The organism is Saccharomonospora sp. CUA-673 (genome assembly GCF_001942305.1).
Taxonomy (GTDB): domain Bacteria; phylum Actinomycetota; class Actinomycetes; order Mycobacteriales; family Pseudonocardiaceae; genus Prauserella.
In genome coordinates this window covers 96781-114235 of record NZ_MKKE01000022.1, presented here as the reverse complement: position 1 = coordinate 114235, position 17455 = coordinate 96781, and the positions used below count along the sequence as shown (strand labels likewise).

Here is a 17455-nt window from a genome sequence, read left to right as displayed (position 1 = left end):
AGCCACAGAGAGAGGACACCATGAAGAGCGGTATTCACCCGAACTATGTCGTGACCGAGGTCGTGTGCGGCTGTGGCAACACCTTCAGCACGCGGAGCACCCGTGAGAGCGGTCACATCTACGTCGAGATCTGCTCGGCGTGCCACCCGTTCTACACCGGTAAGCAGAAGATTCTGGACACCGGTGGCCGCGTCGCCCGCTTCGAGGCGCGCTACGGCAAGCGCGGCAACAAGGCCGACGCCAAGTAGCTTCACCGACGCGCCCGCGTCCGCTCTCGCAGCGGAGGCGGGCGCCGTTCGCTGTTTCGGCGGCCGGTGATCGAACAAGGAGCAGTGCAGTGGAATCAGCGTCCCTCCAGGGACTGCTCGACGAGTACGCCGAGCTCGAAACGGCGCTCGGCGACCCGTCCGTCCACGCCGACCAGACGCGTGCGCGCAAACTGGGCAGGCGCTACGCCGAGCTGGCCCCGGTCGTGAAGACCGTCGGCGAGCTCGAGGGCGCACGGTCCGACCTGGCCGCCGCGAAGGAGCTCGCCTCCGACGACGCCGCGTTCGCCGAGGAGGCCGCCGAACTCGAACAGCGCATCCCCGCGCTCGAGTCCAAGCTCACCGAGCTGTTGCTGCCGCGGGACCCGCACGACGGCGCCGACGTCGTCATGGAGATCAAGTCCGGTGAGGGCGGCGAGGAATCGGCGCTGTTCGCCGGCGACCTGCTGCGCATGTATCTGCGCTACGCCGAACGCCACGGGTGGAAGGCCGAGGTCCTCGGCTCGACCGAGTCGGACCTGGGTGGCTACAAGGACGTCACCGTCTCGATCAAGACCAAGGAACCCACCGCCGACGGCGTGTGGTCGCGGCTCAAGTTCGAGGGCGGCGTGCACCGAGTCCAGCGCGTGCCCGCGACCGAGTCGCAGGGGCGCATCCACACCTCGGCCGCCGGCGTGCTGATCTACCCCGAACCCGAGGACGTCGAGGTCGAGATCGACCAGAACGACCTGCGCATCGACGTCTTCCGCAGCTCCGGGCCCGGTGGGCAGAGCGTCAACACCACCGACTCGGCGGTGCGCGTGACGCACCTGCCCACCGGCATCGTCGTGTCCTGCCAGAACGAGAAGTCGCAGATCCAGAACCGGGCGCGCGCCATCCAGGTGCTGCAGGCCCGGCTGCAGGCGATGGCCGAGGAGGAGGCAGCCGCCAAGGCCGCCGACGCCCGCCGCTCGCAGGTCCGCACCGTCGACCGCTCCGAGCGTGTGCGCACCTACAACTTCCCCGAGAACCGCATCTCCGACCACCGGGTCAACTACAAGGCCTACAACCTCGATCAGGTGCTCGACGGCGAACTCGCCGGCGTCCTCGACGCGTTGCAGGCCGCCGACCGCGAGGAGCGGATCGCCGAATCCCAGCCGTGAGGCGTGGGTTCGGCCCGGCGCACGCGGGGTATGTCCCGCCCGCCGGGTGATCGATGTGCCAGGGTATAAGGGTGAACAGACAGCCTCTCCGCCTGGCGATCCTGGAAGCGACACGCATCCTCGAACAGGCAGGTGTGGCATCCCCGCGCAACGATGCGGATCTCATCGCCGCACACGTGCTCGGGATCGACCGTGGTCGCCTGCCGCTGACCCCGCTCGTCGACGCCACCGTCGTCGAATCGATGCGCCGGCTCGTCGACCAGCGCGTCAAGCGCGTGCCGTTGCAGCATCTCACCGGCTGGGCCGCGCTCGGCGACGTCACCGTCAACGTCGGGCCCGGGGTGTTCGTCCCGCGGCCGGAGACCGAGCTGCTGCTCGAATGGGGTCTCAAACTGCTCAAGGGGCGCGAATACCCCGTCGTGGTCGACCTGTGCACGGGATCCGGCGCGCTGGCACTGGCCATGGCCCACGCCCGCCCCGACGCCGTCGTCTACGCCGTCGACAACGACGCCACCGCGCTGGCCTGGGCACGGCACAACGCCGACATCCGCGCCGCCGCGGGCGACACGCCCGTCCGGCTGTACTCCGGTGACGTCACCGACCAGACCGTGTTCGCCGAACTCGACGGCCTCGTCGACCTCGTCGTCTGCAACCCGCCGTACGTGCCCGAGGGCACCGAGGTGCCCCGCGAGGTCGCCGACCACGACCCGCCCCAGGCCGTGTTCGCCCCCGGCGGCGGACTCGCCGTCATCCGGCACATCGTCGGCATGGCCGCCCGGCTGCTGCGGCCCGGCGGCGGCGTCGCCATCGAACACGACGACACCCAGGGCGGTGCCGTGCCCGAACTGCTGCGCGGCCGCAAGGTCCTCACCGATGTGCGCGGACACCAGGACCTCGCCGGCCGTCCCCGCTTCGCCACCGCTCTGCGCGGGTGAGCGCGGGCGCCGGACGTCATGCGAGACCGAACGCGCGGTTCAGCATCTCCATCCAGATCATCCCCAGCGCGAATGCGATGAACAGGTAGATGGCCGTTCCGCAGATCACCATCACACGGATCGGCGTCCGGTCGAAGCGCGCGATCAGCCACAGGAGCACGGCCGACACGAGGTAGCTCACCACGAGCGCGGGCGAGAGGATCCACGCCATACCGCCGCCGGTCCAGAACAGCACGTCGCCGAGGACCGGCACGAACAGGGCGGGCAGCAACACCAGCAGCGACCTGCCGAACCACCACACCCGTAGCGGGGGCTCGGTAGCCGGGGCGTGGGGCGGCGGGTCGTGCGTGTGTCCGTCGTGGCCGGTCGGTTCACTCGTCATGGGTCCCCCTCGATCGATCTCCGTCACGGGATTCGACGCCGCGACGTGATGCGACGTTCCTCGTCAGACACACCCGGTGACCTCCGGCCGGGCCGCCGCGGTGCCGGGACTACGCTGAGCTTCCATGAGCGTGGTCTACGACTGCAGCGATCCGGACTCCCGCGCCGACGGTCTCAAGGCGGCCGTCGCGGCGGTCCGCTCCGGACGGCTCGTGGTGTTGCCGACCGACACCGTGTACGGCATCGGCGCGGACGCCTTCGACGGCGCCGCCGTGCGTGCACTCCTCCAGGCCAAGCACCGCGGCCCCGACATGCCCGTCGGCGTGCTCGTCGGCTCCTGGTCCACAGTGGATGGTCTCGTGCTCGGCGTCCCGCAGCACGCGCGGGCGCTCATCGAGGCGTTCTGGCCCGGCGACCTGTCCATCGTGCTGCCGCACGCACCGAGCCTGCACTGGGACCTCGGCACCACCCGCGGCACCGTCATGCTGCGCATGCCGCTGCACCCCGTCGCGCTCGAACTCCTCCGCGAGGTCGGCCCGATGGCCGTGTCCAGCGCCAACGTCTCCGGCCGTCCGCCCGCGGCCAACGCCCAGGACGCCGAACAGCAGCTGCAGGACTCGGTGTCGGTGTACCTCGACGGCGGGCCGAGCGGCGCGCCCGTTCCGTCCACCATCGTCGATCTGACCGGCTCCGCGCCCGTCCTGCTGCGTGAAGGTGCGGTGAGTGCGGAGGCCGTGTCCGAGGTCCTGGGCGTCGAGCTCGGGGCGAAGGAATGATCACCCGGGCGTGGCGATAGCGTTGCGCGCCGTGATCCCGCCCCGACTGGCCAGGACGGAGCGCCCGTGACACCCACGGCGGGCCTGCCGATCCGCGAGTACATTCTGGTCGCGCTCGTGTCCGCGGCCGTCACGTTCCTGCTCACCGCGCTCGTGCGCAAGTTCGCCATGCGCACCGGTGCCGTCGCCGTACCGCGGCAACGCGACGTGCACGTCGTGCCGATCCCGCGCATGGGCGGCCTGGCGATGTACCTCGGCGTCGTCGGCGGCATGGCGCTCGCGCACCAGCTACCGGTGCTGCGGCGCGCGTTCGAGTACTCCTACGACCCCGTCGCGGTGCTGATCGGCGGCGGCGTGATCGTCCTGATCGGTGCGCTCGACGACCGATTCGAGCTCGACGCGTGGACGAAACTCGCCGGCCAGGTCATGTGCGCCGGCGTGCTCGTACTGTTCGGCCTGCAGTGGGTCTCGTTCTGGGTGCCGTGGGGCGGTGACGGCGAGGCACTGGGCCAGGTGCTCATCCTCGACCGCAACCAGGGCGGACTGCTCGCCGTGTTGCTGGTCGTGGTCATGGTCAACGCGATGAACTTCGTCGACGGGCTCGACGGGCTCGCCGGCGGCCTCGGCCTCATCGCAGCGGCGGCGACCTGTGCGTTCTCGCTGGGCCTGCTCGACTCGTCCGGCGGTGACGTCAGCGCCTACCCGCCGGCGCTGATCGCCGCGACGCTCGCGGGCGCGTGTCTGGGCTTCCTGCCACACAACTTCCAACCCGCGCGAATATTCATGGGCGACTCCGGGTCGATGATGATCGGCCTGATGCTCGCCGCCGCCAGCACGTCCGCGTCCGGCAAGATCAACTACACGTCGTTCGACGCCACCGACGTCGTCGCGCTGCTGTCCCCGCTGTTCGTCGTCGCCGCGGTGCTGTTCCTGCCGCTGCTCGACCTCGTCATGGCCGTCATCCGGCGCACCCGGCGCGGCGAGAGCCCGTTCGCCGCCGACAAGATGCACCTGCACCACCGGCTCCTCGAGATCGGCCACTCGCAACGGCGCGCCGTACTGCTGATCTACCTGTGGGCAGGACTGCTCGCCTTCGGCGCCGTCGCCGTGACCCTCTTCGACACCGGCGTCGTGTTCTGGCTGACCTGCACCGGACTGCTCCTCGCGGCACTGGTCTCCGGGGTCCCTAGACTGAAACGACAACGCGAGGGCCCCTCGTCGCGTCGCTGAACCCGACAGCGCCGGTGGGCCGCACCGACCCGCCGACCGCTAGGGCCCGCATGAACGCAGAGACCGCTGACCACCAGGCCGTCGACGACGGTGCTGCCGGCTCCGGTGACACAGCCGGCGACACAGCCGCCGAGCGCCGCGCGGCCCGCGAGGCCGAGCACCAGGCGGCGGTGCGGGCGGAGCACGCGCGCTCGGTGCACCGGCTCGCCGACGCGATGCAGCGCTGGGGCCTGATGCTGTCGCTGCCGCCCAGTCTCCTCGTCGCCGGTGTCCTGACCCTCGTGGACGGTCAGGAGGGTCTCGTGGGCGCGGCGTTCGGTGTCGTGCTCGGTCAGGGATCGGCACTCATCACGCTCACGATGATGCGGATGGCGGCCACCCGCGGGCCCGCGTCGCTGATGGGTTTCGCGCTCGGCGGCTACGCGCTCAAGATGACCGGACTGCTCGCGGTGATGATGTTGCTGCGCGATGTCGACGGGTTCAGCAGGCCCGGTCTCGCGTTCGGCATGCTCGTGGTCGTCGTCGCCTGGGCGGCGGGCGAGGTGATCGCCTTCCAGAAGACGAAGACGCCGACCCTCGTGGTCCCGCCCCCCGTTCCCGAGGACGACCACACCGACGACCTTGAACGCGATCTCGACGGCGATCTCACCGACGGCGACGGTGAGCACGACGGTGATCACGACAGCGAGGACGATCGGGACAAGTCGGCCACCGAGGGTGAGGACCACTCGTCCGATGTGACGAGCGCCGCATCTTCGGGGTCCGACCGCAGCCAGTCCAGCTGAATCGTTCCACTCGTGGCTACGACATGCAGTAGTGCCAGGCAGGAGCCGCTTTGTTTCGCAGAAGTATGCCCGTACGGCTACGCCCGAAACGTGCCTGATACTGTCCGCGCCAAGGATCCTCCTGCAAGGCAAGGGGACCCCACATAGCGCCGGACCTGGATCCGGTACGTTATGTCCAGTTGCAACGATTCCCCCGGCGGAGTGAACGCCGGCCGGGAGAACCGGAAGGAGCCCAGTTGGGCGCGCTGGTACTAGCGGCGGGTGACGAATTCGTGCCGCCGACGGCAGACGCGTTTAATCTGCCACCCATTTTCGGCGGGGTCACCAAGCCCATGCTGCTCGTTGTGCTGTCGGTGATCCTGATCGTCGGTTTCTTCCTGCTGTCCAGCAGGAAGCTGAGCGTGGTGCCGAGCAAGGGGCAGTTTCTCGTCGAGACCGTCTACGACTTCGGGCGGAACAACATTGCGCGCGAGCAGATCGGGTCGAGGGACTTCCTGCGATTTGTGCCGCTGATTCTGGCTCTGTTCAGCTTCGTCCTCGTGAACAACCTGTTCGGCATCGTTCCGGTGCTGCAGTATCCGACGATGTCGAACATCGGCTTCCCGCTCGCGCTCTCGGTGCTCGTGGTCTACCCCGTGTACCACTACGCGGGCATCCGTCGGCACGGCTTCCTCGGCTACCTGAAGCACCAGCTGGTGCCGCCGGGTGCGCCGAAGCCGGTGTACATCCTGCTGACGCCGATCGAGTTCTTCACGAAGTTCATCATGAACCCGCTGACACTCGCCATCCGAGTCTTCGCGGCGATGTTCGCGGGTCACCTGTTGATCATCCTGTTCGGCCTCTCGGCGGAGTTCCTGCTCCTCCACGGTGACGGGATCACGAAGATCTTCTCCGTCTTCTCCTTCGGCGGGGCGCTCGCGATCACCTTCATCGAGGTACTGATCATGTCGATCCAGGCCTTCATCTTCGCCCTGCTGTCCGCCAACTACATCGGCGCGGCACTGGCCGAGGAACACTAGGAACCGACACCCACAGATCCCGGACGGCTCACGCGAGACGATGGTGTCCGTCCGAACCCACAGACAAGACATCCGTTACCGAACACGGACGAAGTTGGAAAGGGAAAACACGTGAGCTCGATTGTTCTCGCCCAGCAGGCCGCAGAGACCGACATCAACGCCGGCCTCGCCGTTGTGGGCTACGGCCTCGGTGCCATCGGTGGTGGTATCGGTGTCGGCATGATCTTCTCCGCCGTCATCAGCGGCACCGCCCGTCAGCCGGAGGCCCAGGGCAAGCTGATGAACATCGGCTTCACCACCTTCGCCCTCGTCGAGGTCCTGGCGCTGCTGGGCTTCGTTCTCTTCTTCCTCGCGGGCTGACGTCGGCACTTGCCGACCCGAGCCCAGTCGGAATAACGACAGGACGAAGTGGAGACGACGATGATTTTGGCGGCTGGAGACGAGTACAACCCGGTAATGCCGCACATGGCCGAGGTGATCATCGGCCTGATCGCGTTCCTCCTTCTGCTGTGGGTGCTGCGCAAGTTCGTGGTGCCGCGCTTCGAGAAGCTGTACGAGGAGCGCGCCGCGAAGATCGAGGGCGGCATCGAGAAGGCGGAGAAGGCACAGGCAGAGGCCGAGCAGGCGCTCGAGCAGTACAAGGCTCAGCTCGCCGAGGCTCGGACCGAGGCCGCCAAGATCCGCGATGACGCACGGCTGGAGGCCGAGCAGATCAAGGCCGAGCTGCGCGCCGAGGCCGAGGCGGAGTCGAGCCGGATCGTTGCTCAGGGCGAGGCGCAGCTGCAGGCGCAGCGCGCGCAGATCGTCGCTGAGCTGCGTGCCGAACTCGGCCAGAACTCGGTGGCGCTGGCCAGCCGGATCGTCGGGGAGTCGCTGGAGGACGAGGCCCGCAGGCGCGGCACCGTCGACCGGTTCCTCGCCGAACTCGACGCCGGTGCCAACGGCGCCAGGAACTAGGAGTAGCGCACATGACGCTGCATGCTGCGAGCCGAGACGCTCTTGGCTTCGCCGAGACCCGTCTCGACGAGGTGCTCCGCGACGCGGGCACAAACCCGTCCGCCGTCGGGGAAGAGCTGCTCTCCGTGGTGGATCTGTTCACCAAGGAGGTCGGGTTGCGACGGTCCGTCGGTGACGGCTCGTCCGACCCCGAGGCCCGCAAGCGGCTCGTCAGGTCGTTGCTGCAAGGCAAGGTGTCCGAACCCGCCCTCGGCGTGCTCGACACCGTGGTGGGCAGCCGCTGGTCCAGCCCGCGTGAGCTGCTGGACGGCCTGGAGACCGTGGCGCGCAAGGCGCTGTTGGTCAGCGCCGACAAGGCCGGCAAGCTCGACACGGTCGAGGGTGAATTGTTCAACCTCGCCCGTATCGTGGAGGCCGAGCCCGAGCTGGAGCGGGCACTGTCCGACCAGGTCGGGTCCGCCGCGGGGCGGCGTGGTCTCGTGCGGAGCCTCTTCGGCCAGAAGGTCGACGCGGTGACGCTCGTGCTGGTCGAGCAGGTGGCGGCACGGCCGCGTGGTCGCGGTGTCGTGTCCGGCATCGACGCGCTGGTCGAGCAGGCCGCGGCCTACCGTTCGCGGTCGGTCGCCCATATCCGGAGCGCGACGGAGCTGACCGGGGGCCAGCGCGAGCAGCTGAGCGCGCGGCTTCAGCAGATCTACGGGCGCGACATGGCGTTGCACGTCCAGCTCGACCCCGAGGTCGGCGCCGGACTTGTCATCCGCGTCGGTGACGAGATCATCGACGGGAGCGTCGCGGGACGCATCGAAGCGCTGCGCAGGCAGCTCGCCAGCTGACGGCGCGCAGGCACACACAAACTTTGCACAGTGGCAAGACACGAAGTGAGAGCGGGAACGACATGACGGAGCTGACGATCTCCTCGGATGAGATCCGCAGTGCGATCGAGAACTACGTCTCGAGTTACTCCCCGGAGGTAAGCCGGGAAGAGGTCGGCGTCGTCGTCGACACCGGTGACGGTGTCGCCCACGTCGAGGGCCTGCCTTCGACCATGGCCAACGAGCTGCTGGAGTTCCCCGGCGGCGTGTACGGCGTGGCCCAGAACCTCGAGGCGCGCCAGATCGGTGTCGTGCTCCTCGGCGACTTCGAGAAGATCGAAGAGGGCCAGGAAGTCAAGCGCACCGGGCAGATCCTGTCGGTGCCGGTCGGCGAGAAGTTCCTCGGCCGCGTCATCGACCCGCTCGGCAAGCCGATCGACGGCCTCGGTGACATCGAGTCCGACGAGCGCCGTGCCCTGGAGCTGCAGGCAGCCTCGGTGGTCGAGCGCCAGCCGGTCGACGAGCCGCTCGCGACGGGCATCACGGCCATCGACGCCATGACGCCGATCGGCCGCGGCCAGCGCCAGCTGATCATCGGCGACCGCAAGACCGGCAAGACCGCCGTCTGCGTCGACACGATCATCAACCAGAAGGCCAACTGGGACAGCGGCGACCCGAGCAAGCAGGTCCGCTGCATCTACGTCGCGATCGGCCAGAAGGGCTCGACGATCGCCGGTGTCCGCAAGTCCCTCGAGGACGCGGGCGCACTCGAGTACACGACGATCGTCGCCGCCCCGGCGTCCGACCCGGCCGGTTTCAAGTGGCTGGCCCCGTACTCCGGCTCGGCCCTCGGCCAGCACTGGATGTACCAGGGCAAGCACGTCCTGATCGTCTTCGACGACCTCACCAAGCAGGCCGAGGCCTACCGAGCGATCTCGCTGCTGCTGCGCCGCCCGCCGGGCCGCGAGGCGTTCCCCGGTGACGTCTTCTACTTGCACTCCCGCCTGCTCGAGCGGTGCGCCAAGCTGTCCGACAAGCTCGGCGGCGGCTCGCTGACGGGTCTGCCGGTCATCGAGACGAAGGCCAACGACATCTCGGCCTACGTCCCGACGAACGTCATCTCGATCACCGACGGTCAGTGCTTCTTCCAGTCGGACCTGTTCAACTCGGGCCAGCGCCCCGCGGTCGACGTGACCACGTCGGTGTCGCGAGTCGGTGGTGACGCGCAGACCAAGGCCATGAAGAAGGTCTCCGGTACGTTGCGTATCGACCTGTCGCAGTACGAGGAGCTCAAGGCGTTCTCCGCCTTCGCCTCGGACCTCGACGCCGCCTCGAAGGCCCAGCTGGACCGCGGTTCCCGCCTGTACGAGCTGCTCAAGCAGCCGCAGTACTCGCCGGTCCCGGTCGAGCAGCAGGTCGTCACCGTCTACCTCGGCACCAACGGCCACTTCGACGAGGTGCCGATCGAGGACACCGCGCGGTTCAACAGCGAGCTGCTGGAGAACATGCGGCACAAGCACGAGGACGTCCTCAAGGAGATCCGCGAGACGGGCAAGTGGAGCGACGAGCTGGCCGACAAGGTCGCCGCCGCCGCCACGGAGTTCAAGAAGGGCTTCACCACCTCGGAGGGCAAGCAGCTCAACGAGATCGCGGCCGAGGCCATGGACGCCGAGGAGGTCGGGCAGGAATCCGTGAAGGTGAACCGTCCGGCCCCGAAGAAGTAGTGGGCGGTAGCCATGGCACAGCTTCGTGAGCTCCGGTCCAAGATCCGGTCAACCAAGAACATCGGCAAGATCACCAAGGCGATGGAGCTCATCGCCACGTCGCGCATCAGCAAGGCGCAGGCGAGGGTCGAGGCCGCCCGTCCGTACGCCGCGGAGATCACCAAGGTGCTCTCCGCGCTGGCGAGCGCCTCGACCAGCCTGGACCACTCGCTGCTGGTCGAGCGAGAGCAGCCGCGCCGCGTCGCGGTGCTCGTCGTGACCAGTGACAAGGGGCTGTGCGGTGGCTACAACGCCAACGTCCTGCGGGCCACCGAGGAACTGCTCTCGCTGCTGCGCGAGCAGGGCAAGGAGCCGCAGCTCTACGTCATCGGCGGCAAGGGTGTGAACTACTACAGGTTCCGCGAGCGCGAGCTGGCCGACAGCTGGACCGGGTTCTCCCAGCAGCCGCGCTACGAGAACGCGGCCGAGGTCGGGCAGACCCTGGTGGACGCGTTCCTCGCGGGTGACGAGGACGCGTCGACGGGCTCGGGCGAGCCGGTGGACGAACTCCACATCGTCTACACCGAGTTCCGCTCGATGCTGACCCAGACGCCGGTGGCCAAGCGGATGGCTCCCCTCGAGGTGGAGTACGCCGACGACGAGGACGCCGGTCAGGCCACCGCGTCGAACGACGGCGAGATCACGCCCGCCTACGAGTTCGAGCCGAACCCCGAGGCACTGCTGGGCGCGCTCCTGCCGAAGTACATCAACACGCGAATCTTCGCGGCGTTGCTGGAATCGGCGGCGTCCGAACTGGCGGCGCAGCGCAACGCCATGAAGTCGGCGTCGGACAACGCGAGCGAGCTCGCGCAGACCTACACCCGGCTGGCGAACCAGGCCCGCCAGGCCCAGATCACCCAGGAGATCAGCGAAATCGTCGGCGGAGTGGATGCGCTCGCCGCTGTAGGAAGTGATGACTGAGCTATGACTAGCACTGAAACAGCCGTCAAGGGGCGCATCGTCTCGGTGACCGGTCCGGTCGTCGACGTGGAATTCCCGCGCGGCCACGTCCCCGAGCTGAACAACGCGCTCAAGGTCGACATCGACTTTGCCGAACTCAGCAAAACCGTGACCCTTGAGGTCGCCCAGCACCTCGGCGACAACCTGGTCCGGACGATCTCGCTGGCCCCGCAGGACGGTCTCGTCCGCGGCGCCGAGGTCACCGACACCGGCGCGGCCATCTCCGTGCCCGTCGGCGACAAGATCAAGGGCCACGTCTACAACGCGCTGGGCGAGTGCCTCGACGAGCCGGGCTACGGCGCGGACCTCGAGCGCTGGAGCATCCACCGCAACCCGCCGGCGTTCGACCAGCTCGAAGGCCGCACCCAGGTCCTGCAGACCGGTCTGAAGGTCATCGACCTGCTCACCCCGTACGTGCAGGGTGGCAAGATCGGCCTCTTCGGCGGTGCCGGCGTGGGCAAGACGGTGCTGATCAAGGAAATGATCACCCGTGTCGCCCAGAACTTCGGTGGTACCTCGGTGTTCGCCGGTGTCGGTGAGCGCACGCGTGAGGGCACCGACCTGTTCCTGGAGATGTCCGAGGACGGCGTCATCGACAACACGGCGCTGGTCTTCGGTCAGATGGACGAGCCGCCGGGTACCCGTATGCGCGTCGCGCTGTCCGCGCTGACGATGGCGGAGTACTTCCGCGACGTCCAGCACCAGGACGTGCTGCTGTTCGTCGACAACATCTTCCGGTTCACGCAGGCCGGCCAGGAGGTCTCGACGCTCCTGGGTCGTATGCCGTCGGCCGTGGGTTACCAGCCGACGTTGGCCGACGAGATGGGCGTGCTGCAGGAGCGGATCACCTCGACCAAGGGTCGTTCGATCACCTCGATGCAGGCGGTCTACGTGCCGGCGGACGACTACACCGACCCGGCCCCGGCCGCCACGTTCGCCCACCTCGACGCCACCACCGAGCTCTCGCGTGGTGTGTTCCAGAAGGGCATCTTCCCGGCGGTCGACCCGCTGGCGTCGAGCTCAACGATCCTCGACCCGGCGATCGTCGGCGACGAGCACTACCGCGTGGCCCAGGAGGTCATCCGGATCCTGCAGAAGTACAAGGAGCTGCAGGACATCATCGCGATCCTCGGTATGGACGAACTGTCCGAAGAGGACAAGCTGACGGTGCAGCGTGCGCGTCGCATCGAGCGCTTCCTGTCGCAGAACATGCTCGTGGCCGAGGTCTTCACCGGTCAGCCCGGTTCGACCGTGCCGGTCGCCGAGACCGTCGAGGCGTTCGACAAGATCGCCAAGGGCGAGTTCGACCACTACCCGGAGCAGGCGTTCCTGGGTATCGGTGGCCTCGAGGACCTGCAGAAGAAGTACAGCGAGATCACCGGTAAGTGATCTCCGCTCAGGACTGATCGACGGCGACGGGACCGGGATGCCGGCGGCATCCGGTCCCGTCGCCGGAGTAACGCACCCCCGGAACGACCAATCCCGGCAAGCCCAGCGTGGCGGTTACACTGGCGCCAGCGCTGATGGAGAAGGAGACCCAACGTGGCTGAGATGTCCGTCGAGCTGGTCGCCGTCGAGCGACGGCTGTGGTCCGGCCAGGCCTCGTTCGTCGTCGCGCAGACCACCGAGGGCGAGATCGGCATCATGCCGAGCCACGAGCCGATGCTCGGCCAGTTGGTCGAGGGCGGCGTCGTGAAGGTGGCGACCACGGACGGCGAGACCGTCACGGCCGCCGTGCACGGCGGCTTCCTGTCGGTGACCGCCGAGCGGGTCAGCATCCTCGCCGAGACCGCAGAGCTCGGCCACGAGGTCGACGTCGCCGCGGCTCGCGCGGCGCTGACCGAGGGCGACGAGGTCGAGCGCGAGAGAGCGACCGCGAAACTCCGCGCAGCGGGCCAGACGGTCTGACGTAAGACGGCCAGCAGGGGTACGGCATGCAGACAGCGATCATCGTCTCGGCCGTCCTGCTGGTGCTGCTCGTCATCGCGGCCTGGTACGGCCTGCGATGGGTGGGCATGCGGCGGCGCGGCGGCGTGAGTGTCGCACTGCGCTGGAATCCCGACCGCGAGCGTGCGGGCTGGCATCTGGGTATCGCGCGCTACCACGGCGAGGAGTTCCTCTGGTATCGCGTGTGGAGCCTGCGCACCGGTCCGGACCGCGTCTTCGCCCGTGAGGGCCTCGAGATCGCCGACCGCCGCGACCCGGTCGGCAACGAGTCCTACGCCGTTCCCGCCGGTTCCACCGTGCTGCGCTGTCAACCCGCGAGCGGTGAGCCCATCGAGGTCGCCATGGGCCCAGACGCTCTCACGGGCTTTCTCTCCTGGCTCGAATCGGCCCCACCGGGCCGCCGCATCCGCCGAGCCTCGTAACCCCACGCCGCCGTGTCAGCACCCCACGACGCCGTGTTGGCACCCCACGACGCCGTGTTGGCATTCCGCGTCGCCGTGTTGGCACAAGACGGCGACGCGGAACGCTGACACGGCGGTTACCGGTCGCCGCCGGGCTTCCAGAGGACGTCGCCGTCGGGGTTGGCGAGTCGGGCGAGGATGAACAGCAGGTCCGAGAGCCGGTTCAGGTACTTCACAGCCAGGGTGTTCGTGCGGTCGGCATCGGCCTCGACCAGGACCCACCCGGAGCGTTCGGCCCGCCGGGCCACGGTGCGCGCCTGGTGCAGCAACGCCGCGCCGGCCGTGCCGCCGGGCAGGATGAACGACGTGAGCTTGCCGAGCCGCTCGTTGAACTCGTCGCACCAGCCTCGAGACGTTCGATGTACGGCTCGGTGACCCGCAGCGGGGGGAACTCCGGATCGGGCGTGATCGGCGAGCAGAGGTCCGCACCGACGTCGAACAGATCGTTCTGCACACTGCGCAGCACGTCCGCGATCTCGTCGGGCAGCGCGCCGAGGGCGATCGCGACGCCGATGACGGAGTTCGTCTCGTCGACGTCGGCGTAGGCGCCGAGCCGGGGATCGGTCTTCGGCACCCGGGAACCGTCCCCGAGCGCCGTGCTGCCGCTGTCGCCGACCTTGGTGTACACGCGGTTGATCCGTACAGACATGGGCCCGAGGTTACGGCAGCCGTGGGTGCGCGGGACCATCGTCCGGCGGAGATCGTCCGTTTCGTTTCCTGCGCCGATTGTGACCACCCTTTCCGTAAGCATGCCCCTGGCGCAGCGCGGGTGGCCGGAAAAGGCAAGATGTCCGGCATGAGCGAGCACTTCGAGGTGCACGGTGGTGCGCGGCTGACGGGCGAGGTCGAGGTCGTCGGCGCGAAGAACAGCGTGTTGAAGCTGATGGCGGCCGCGTTGCTCGCGGAGGGCACCACGACCATCACGAACTGCCCGCGGATCCTGGACGTCCCGCTGATGGCGGACGTCCTGCGCAGCGTCGGGTGCGAGGTCGAGATCGACGACGACGTCGTGCGCATCACGACGCCCGCCGAACTGTCGCACCGCGCCGACTCGGCGGCGATGAGCCGGCTGCGGGCGTCGGTGTGCGTGCTCGGGCCGTTGGTCGGCAAGCTGAAGAAGGCCGTCGTGGCGCTGCCCGGTGGGGACGCGATCGGTTCGCGTCCGCTGGACATGCACCAGAACGGTTTGCGCAAGCTGGGCGCGACCAGCGCCATCGAGCACGGCTGTGTGGTCGCCGAGGCCGACGGGCTGCACGGCGCGCAGATCTGGCTCGACTTCCCCAGCGTGGGCGCGACCGAGAACATCCTCATGGCCGCGGTGCTGGCCGAGGGCACGACGGTGATCGACAACGCGGCCCGCGAGCCGGAGATCGCCGACATCGTCGCGATGCTCACCGAGATGGGCGCCAAGATCCAGGGTGCCGGCACGTCGACGTTGACCGTCGAGGGCGTGCCGGAGCTCAAGCCCACCGAGCACCGCGTCATCGGCGACCGCATCGTCGGCGCCACCTGGGCGTTCGCCGCGGCGATGACGCGCGGTGACGTGACCATCACCGGTGTCGACCCGCACCACCTCGAGCTCGTCCTCGAGAAACTGCGCCTGGCCGGTGCGGAGATCACGACGTACGACGGCAAGGGTTTCCGGGTCAACCAGCCGGAACGGCCCCAGTCGGTCGATTTCGTGACGTTGCCCTACCCGGGTTTCGCCACCGACCTGCAGCCGTTCGCGGTCGCCCTGTCGACGGTGTCCGAGGGCACCTCGATGATCACCGAGAACGTCTACGAGGCACGGTTCCGGTTCATCGAGGAGATGGTGCGGCTCGGCGCGGACGCCCGCACCGACGGCCACCACGCCGTGGTCCGCGGCGTGGAGAAGCTGTCGAGCGCGCCGGTGTGGGCCTCCGACATCCGCGCCGGGGCGGGCCTCGTGCTGGCCGGCCTGTGCGCCGACGGGATCACCGAGGTGTGGGACGTCTTCCACATCGACCGCGGCTACCCGCACTTCGTCGAGAACCTCAACCGGCTCGGCGCCCGCATCGACCGCGTGGGCACCCCGACGGCCGGATAGGCCCGGGGGCGGACAGGCCCGCGGGCGTCGCTCAGCCGCCCGCGGCGAGCGAGACGCCGAAGCCGATCAACGTGCCGCCGGTGGCGATGTCGAGTGCCCTGCGCACGCGGCGCCGCCGCAACCAGGCGCGCACGCGGTGCACGAACACCAGCAGCAGCACCAGCCACAGCGCACCCAGCACCGCCACCGTGTAGGCGAGCAGCAGCGCGTCGAACGTCGTGCTGCGCACCGGGTCGAGGAACTGGGGCAGCACCGACAGGTACAACGCGAGCACCTTCGGATTGGTGACGTTGGACAGGAAGCCCTCGCGGAACCGTCGGAACCCGCTCGCGGCGGCCCCCTCGGCGTCCATCGCGGCGTAGTCGCCGCGCCACGCCGAGCGCAGCGACTGGATGCCCAGGTAGCACAGGTACAGCACGCCCGCCCAACGGATCGTGGTGAACACCGGCTGGGACTGCACGATGAGGGCGCCGAGACCGAGCGCGACGAGCGAGCCCTGGAACAGGTTGCCGATCGCGATGCCGGTCGTGGCCACCAACCCGCCCCGGAACCCGCCCGAGAAGGCGTTCCGCAGGGTCACGAGCGTGTCCGGTCCGGGGGCGATGACCACCAGGATCGTCAGGACCAGGTAGCTGCTGTACGAACTCCATGTCACGAACGTCCACGGTATGTCACCCGACCGCAGGACATGCGCGGGCGTGGGCACACGCACACCACACGCACACCGTGGCGCAGGAGCGGGCCGGAGTGGACCGGCACGCAGGCGGGAATTGCGGCCGTGCCCACCTTCGTCGGAACACGCCGATCGACTCATGGATTTTACGTGCGTGTCCGGAATGTTGTTTTCCCACGTCATCGTGGTATCCGAGGGTCTCCTTCGAGTGGTATCCATCGGCGAAGAATGCTCGATCGATTGCGCACATTCGGGTGACGTGCCTAGGGTGAGCGGCCAAATCGCGATGGCGGTGGTCCGGGACGGGGAACCCGGCATCGTCTGCCGACGCCGATGTCCAGACGGGAGCTACGAGCACGTGAACAACTCCAGGCTGAGCAGGCGCGGTTTTCTCCGCGGAGCTTCCGGACTCACCCTCGGTGTCGCCGTGGGCGGTGGTGCGCTGACCGCCGGCTGTACCTCGATCAACGTGTCCGCCGACAGTGGCGGTGGAGACCTGCTGGAAAGTCTGCGCAGTTCCGGCACCGTGCGAATAGGCTTCGCCAACGAACGGCCCTTCGGATTCATCGACGGTGCGGGCGAGCTGACCGGCGAGGCTCCCGAGGTGGGCAAGGAGATCTTCCGCCGCCTCGGCATCGAGTCGTTCGAACCGAAACTCGCCGACTTCAGCTCCCTGATCCCGGGGTTGAAGGCCGGTCTGTTCGACGTCATCTCGGCCGGCATGTACATCACACCCGAGCGGTGCGCCGAGATCGAGTTCACCAATCCCGACTACAACGCGCCCGCCGCATTGCTGTTGCCCCAGGGCAACCCGCAGGATCTCTCGGATCTGCAGAGCATCGCCGATGCGGGAGCGCGGATCGGTGTGCTGACCGGTTCGGTCGAAGAGGGCTATGCCGCCGATATCGGACTTCCGGGCAACCGCATCATCGTCTATCCGGATCAGGCGTCCGGTATCGACGGTGTCGCGGCGGGACGGTCCGACTGTCTGATGTTGACCCGACTGTCGTTGAACTCGGCGTTGCAGCAACGGCAGGGAATGCCGTTGGAGATCGGCGAGTCGTTCATCCCCGTCGTCAATGGCGAGGAGATGTTCGGTGCCGGTGGATTCGGTTTCCGAAAGGGGGAGACGGCGATCGTCGAGGCCTTCAACCGCGAGCTCGCCGCGATGCAGGAGGCGGACGAGATCTTGAAACTGACCGAGCCGTTCGGCTTCGGCCGGGAGGAAATGACCGACCTGACGGCTGCCGATCTGTGCGCCGGAACCGCGTCGTAGGAGG

The 17455-nt window shown here is 68.3% G+C and carries 19 protein-coding genes and 1 pseudogene; 17 read left to right on the top strand and 3 right to left on the bottom strand.

Going from position 1 to position 17455, the window contains the following annotated elements:
• The first annotated feature begins 20 nt into the window (after nt 1–20).
• From rpmE to prmC, 3 genes are all read left to right on the top strand, one after another.
• Nucleotides 21–248, top strand: a complete 228-nt coding sequence (gene rpmE, locus BJF85_RS11795) for a 50S ribosomal protein L31 (protein ID WP_075847330.1) — start codon at nt 21–23, stop codon at nt 246–248.
• 89 nt (nt 249–337) lie between these two features.
• The gene (gene prfA, locus BJF85_RS11790) at nt 338–1408 is read left to right on the top strand and encodes a peptide chain release factor 1 (RefSeq protein ID WP_075847328.1); all 1071 of its coding nucleotides are present in this window, start codon (nt 338–340) and stop codon (nt 1406–1408) included.
• Between the two features lie 71 nt (nt 1409–1479).
• Nucleotides 1480–2343, top strand: a complete 864-nt coding sequence (gene prmC, locus BJF85_RS11785; protein WP_075847326.1) for a peptide chain release factor N(5)-glutamine methyltransferase — start codon at nt 1480–1482, stop codon at nt 2341–2343.
• Between the two features lie 16 nt (nt 2344–2359).
• Here prmC and BJF85_RS11780 read toward each other — a convergent pair whose 3' ends face one another.
• On the bottom strand, nt 2360–2725 hold the full coding sequence (locus tag BJF85_RS11780) for a hypothetical protein (RefSeq protein ID WP_075847324.1): 366 nt from the start codon (nt 2723–2725) through the stop codon (nt 2360–2362).
• Nucleotides 2726–2849: 124 nt separating this feature from the next.
• Between BJF85_RS11780 and BJF85_RS11775 the strand changes: the two genes are divergently transcribed.
• The 12 genes from BJF85_RS11775 to BJF85_RS11720 all read left to right on the top strand — a co-directional run bounded on the left by BJF85_RS11775 (nt 2850) and on the right by BJF85_RS11720 (nt 13395).
• The gene (locus BJF85_RS11775) at nt 2850–3500 is read left to right on the top strand and encodes an L-threonylcarbamoyladenylate synthase (protein WP_075847322.1); all 651 of its coding nucleotides are present in this window, start codon (nt 2850–2852) and stop codon (nt 3498–3500) included.
• Between the two features lie 66 nt (nt 3501–3566).
• Nucleotides 3567–4730, top strand: coding sequence for a glycosyltransferase family 4 protein (locus BJF85_RS11770; RefSeq protein ID WP_075847320.1), 1164 nt, complete (start codon nt 3567–3569; stop codon nt 4728–4730).
• Between the two features lie 50 nt (nt 4731–4780).
• Nucleotides 4781–5515 (top strand): hypothetical protein, encoded by a 735-nt coding sequence (locus tag BJF85_RS11765; protein ID WP_075847318.1) that lies wholly within the window; start codon nt 4781–4783, stop codon nt 5513–5515.
• Nucleotides 5516–5751: 236 nt separating this feature from the next.
• A complete protein-coding gene (gene atpB, locus BJF85_RS11760; RefSeq protein ID WP_075847316.1) occupies nt 5752–6534 on the top strand; it encodes a F0F1 ATP synthase subunit A in 783 nt (260 codons plus the stop codon).
• Between the two features lie 120 nt (nt 6535–6654).
• Nucleotides 6655–6894, top strand: a complete 240-nt coding sequence (locus tag BJF85_RS11755) for an ATP F0F1 synthase subunit C (RefSeq protein ID WP_075847554.1) — start codon at nt 6655–6657, stop codon at nt 6892–6894.
• Nucleotides 6895–6954: 60 nt separating this feature from the next.
• Entirely contained in the window at nt 6955–7491 is a 537-nt protein-coding gene (locus BJF85_RS11750; RefSeq protein ID WP_075847552.1) for a F0F1 ATP synthase subunit B, read from the top strand.
• Between the two features lie 11 nt (nt 7492–7502).
• Nucleotides 7503–8324, top strand: coding sequence for a F0F1 ATP synthase subunit delta (locus tag BJF85_RS11745; RefSeq protein WP_075847314.1), 822 nt, complete (start codon nt 7503–7505; stop codon nt 8322–8324).
• A 62-nt stretch (nt 8325–8386) separates the two neighbouring features.
• Entirely contained in the window at nt 8387–10027 is a 1641-nt protein-coding gene (atpA, locus tag BJF85_RS11740; RefSeq protein WP_075847312.1) for a F0F1 ATP synthase subunit alpha, read from the top strand.
• A 12-nt stretch (nt 10028–10039) separates the two neighbouring features.
• Nucleotides 10040–10987 (top strand): F0F1 ATP synthase subunit gamma, encoded by a 948-nt coding sequence (locus BJF85_RS11735; protein ID WP_075847310.1) that lies wholly within the window; start codon nt 10040–10042, stop codon nt 10985–10987.
• 3 nt (nt 10988–10990) lie between these two features.
• Nucleotides 10991–12415, top strand: a complete 1425-nt coding sequence (atpD, locus tag BJF85_RS11730; RefSeq protein ID WP_075847308.1) for a F0F1 ATP synthase subunit beta — start codon at nt 10991–10993, stop codon at nt 12413–12415.
• A gap of 153 nt (nt 12416–12568) precedes the next feature.
• Nucleotides 12569–12934 (top strand): F0F1 ATP synthase subunit epsilon, encoded by a 366-nt coding sequence (locus BJF85_RS11725; RefSeq protein WP_075847306.1) that lies wholly within the window; start codon nt 12569–12571, stop codon nt 12932–12934.
• Nucleotides 12935–12960: 26 nt separating this feature from the next.
• On the top strand, nt 12961–13395 hold the full coding sequence (locus tag BJF85_RS11720) for a DUF2550 domain-containing protein (protein WP_075847304.1): 435 nt from the start codon (nt 12961–12963) through the stop codon (nt 13393–13395).
• A 224-nt stretch (nt 13396–13619) separates the two neighbouring features.
• On the opposite strand, the pseudogene BJF85_RS11715 reads toward BJF85_RS11720, so the two are convergent.
• Nucleotides 13620–14083: pseudogene (locus BJF85_RS11715) on the bottom strand (cob(I)yrinic acid a,c-diamide adenosyltransferase); the annotation flags it as partial.
• Between the two features lie 147 nt (nt 14084–14230).
• Between BJF85_RS11715 and murA the strand changes: the two are divergent.
• Entirely contained in the window at nt 14231–15502 is a 1272-nt protein-coding gene (gene murA / locus BJF85_RS11710) for a UDP-N-acetylglucosamine 1-carboxyvinyltransferase (RefSeq protein ID WP_075847550.1), read from the top strand.
• Between the two features lie 31 nt (nt 15503–15533).
• Here murA and BJF85_RS11705 read toward each other — a convergent pair whose 3' ends face one another.
• Nucleotides 15534–16157, bottom strand: a complete 624-nt coding sequence (locus tag BJF85_RS11705; RefSeq protein ID WP_075847549.1) for a LysE family translocator — start codon at nt 16155–16157, stop codon at nt 15534–15536.
• A gap of 376 nt (nt 16158–16533) precedes the next feature.
• On the opposite strand from BJF85_RS11705, the gene ehuB reads away from it, so the two are divergent.
• Nucleotides 16534–17451 (top strand): ectoine/hydroxyectoine ABC transporter substrate-binding protein EhuB, encoded by a 918-nt coding sequence (gene ehuB / locus BJF85_RS11700; protein ID WP_075847547.1) that lies wholly within the window; start codon nt 16534–16536, stop codon nt 17449–17451.
• Nucleotides 17452–17455 lie beyond the last annotated feature (4 nt).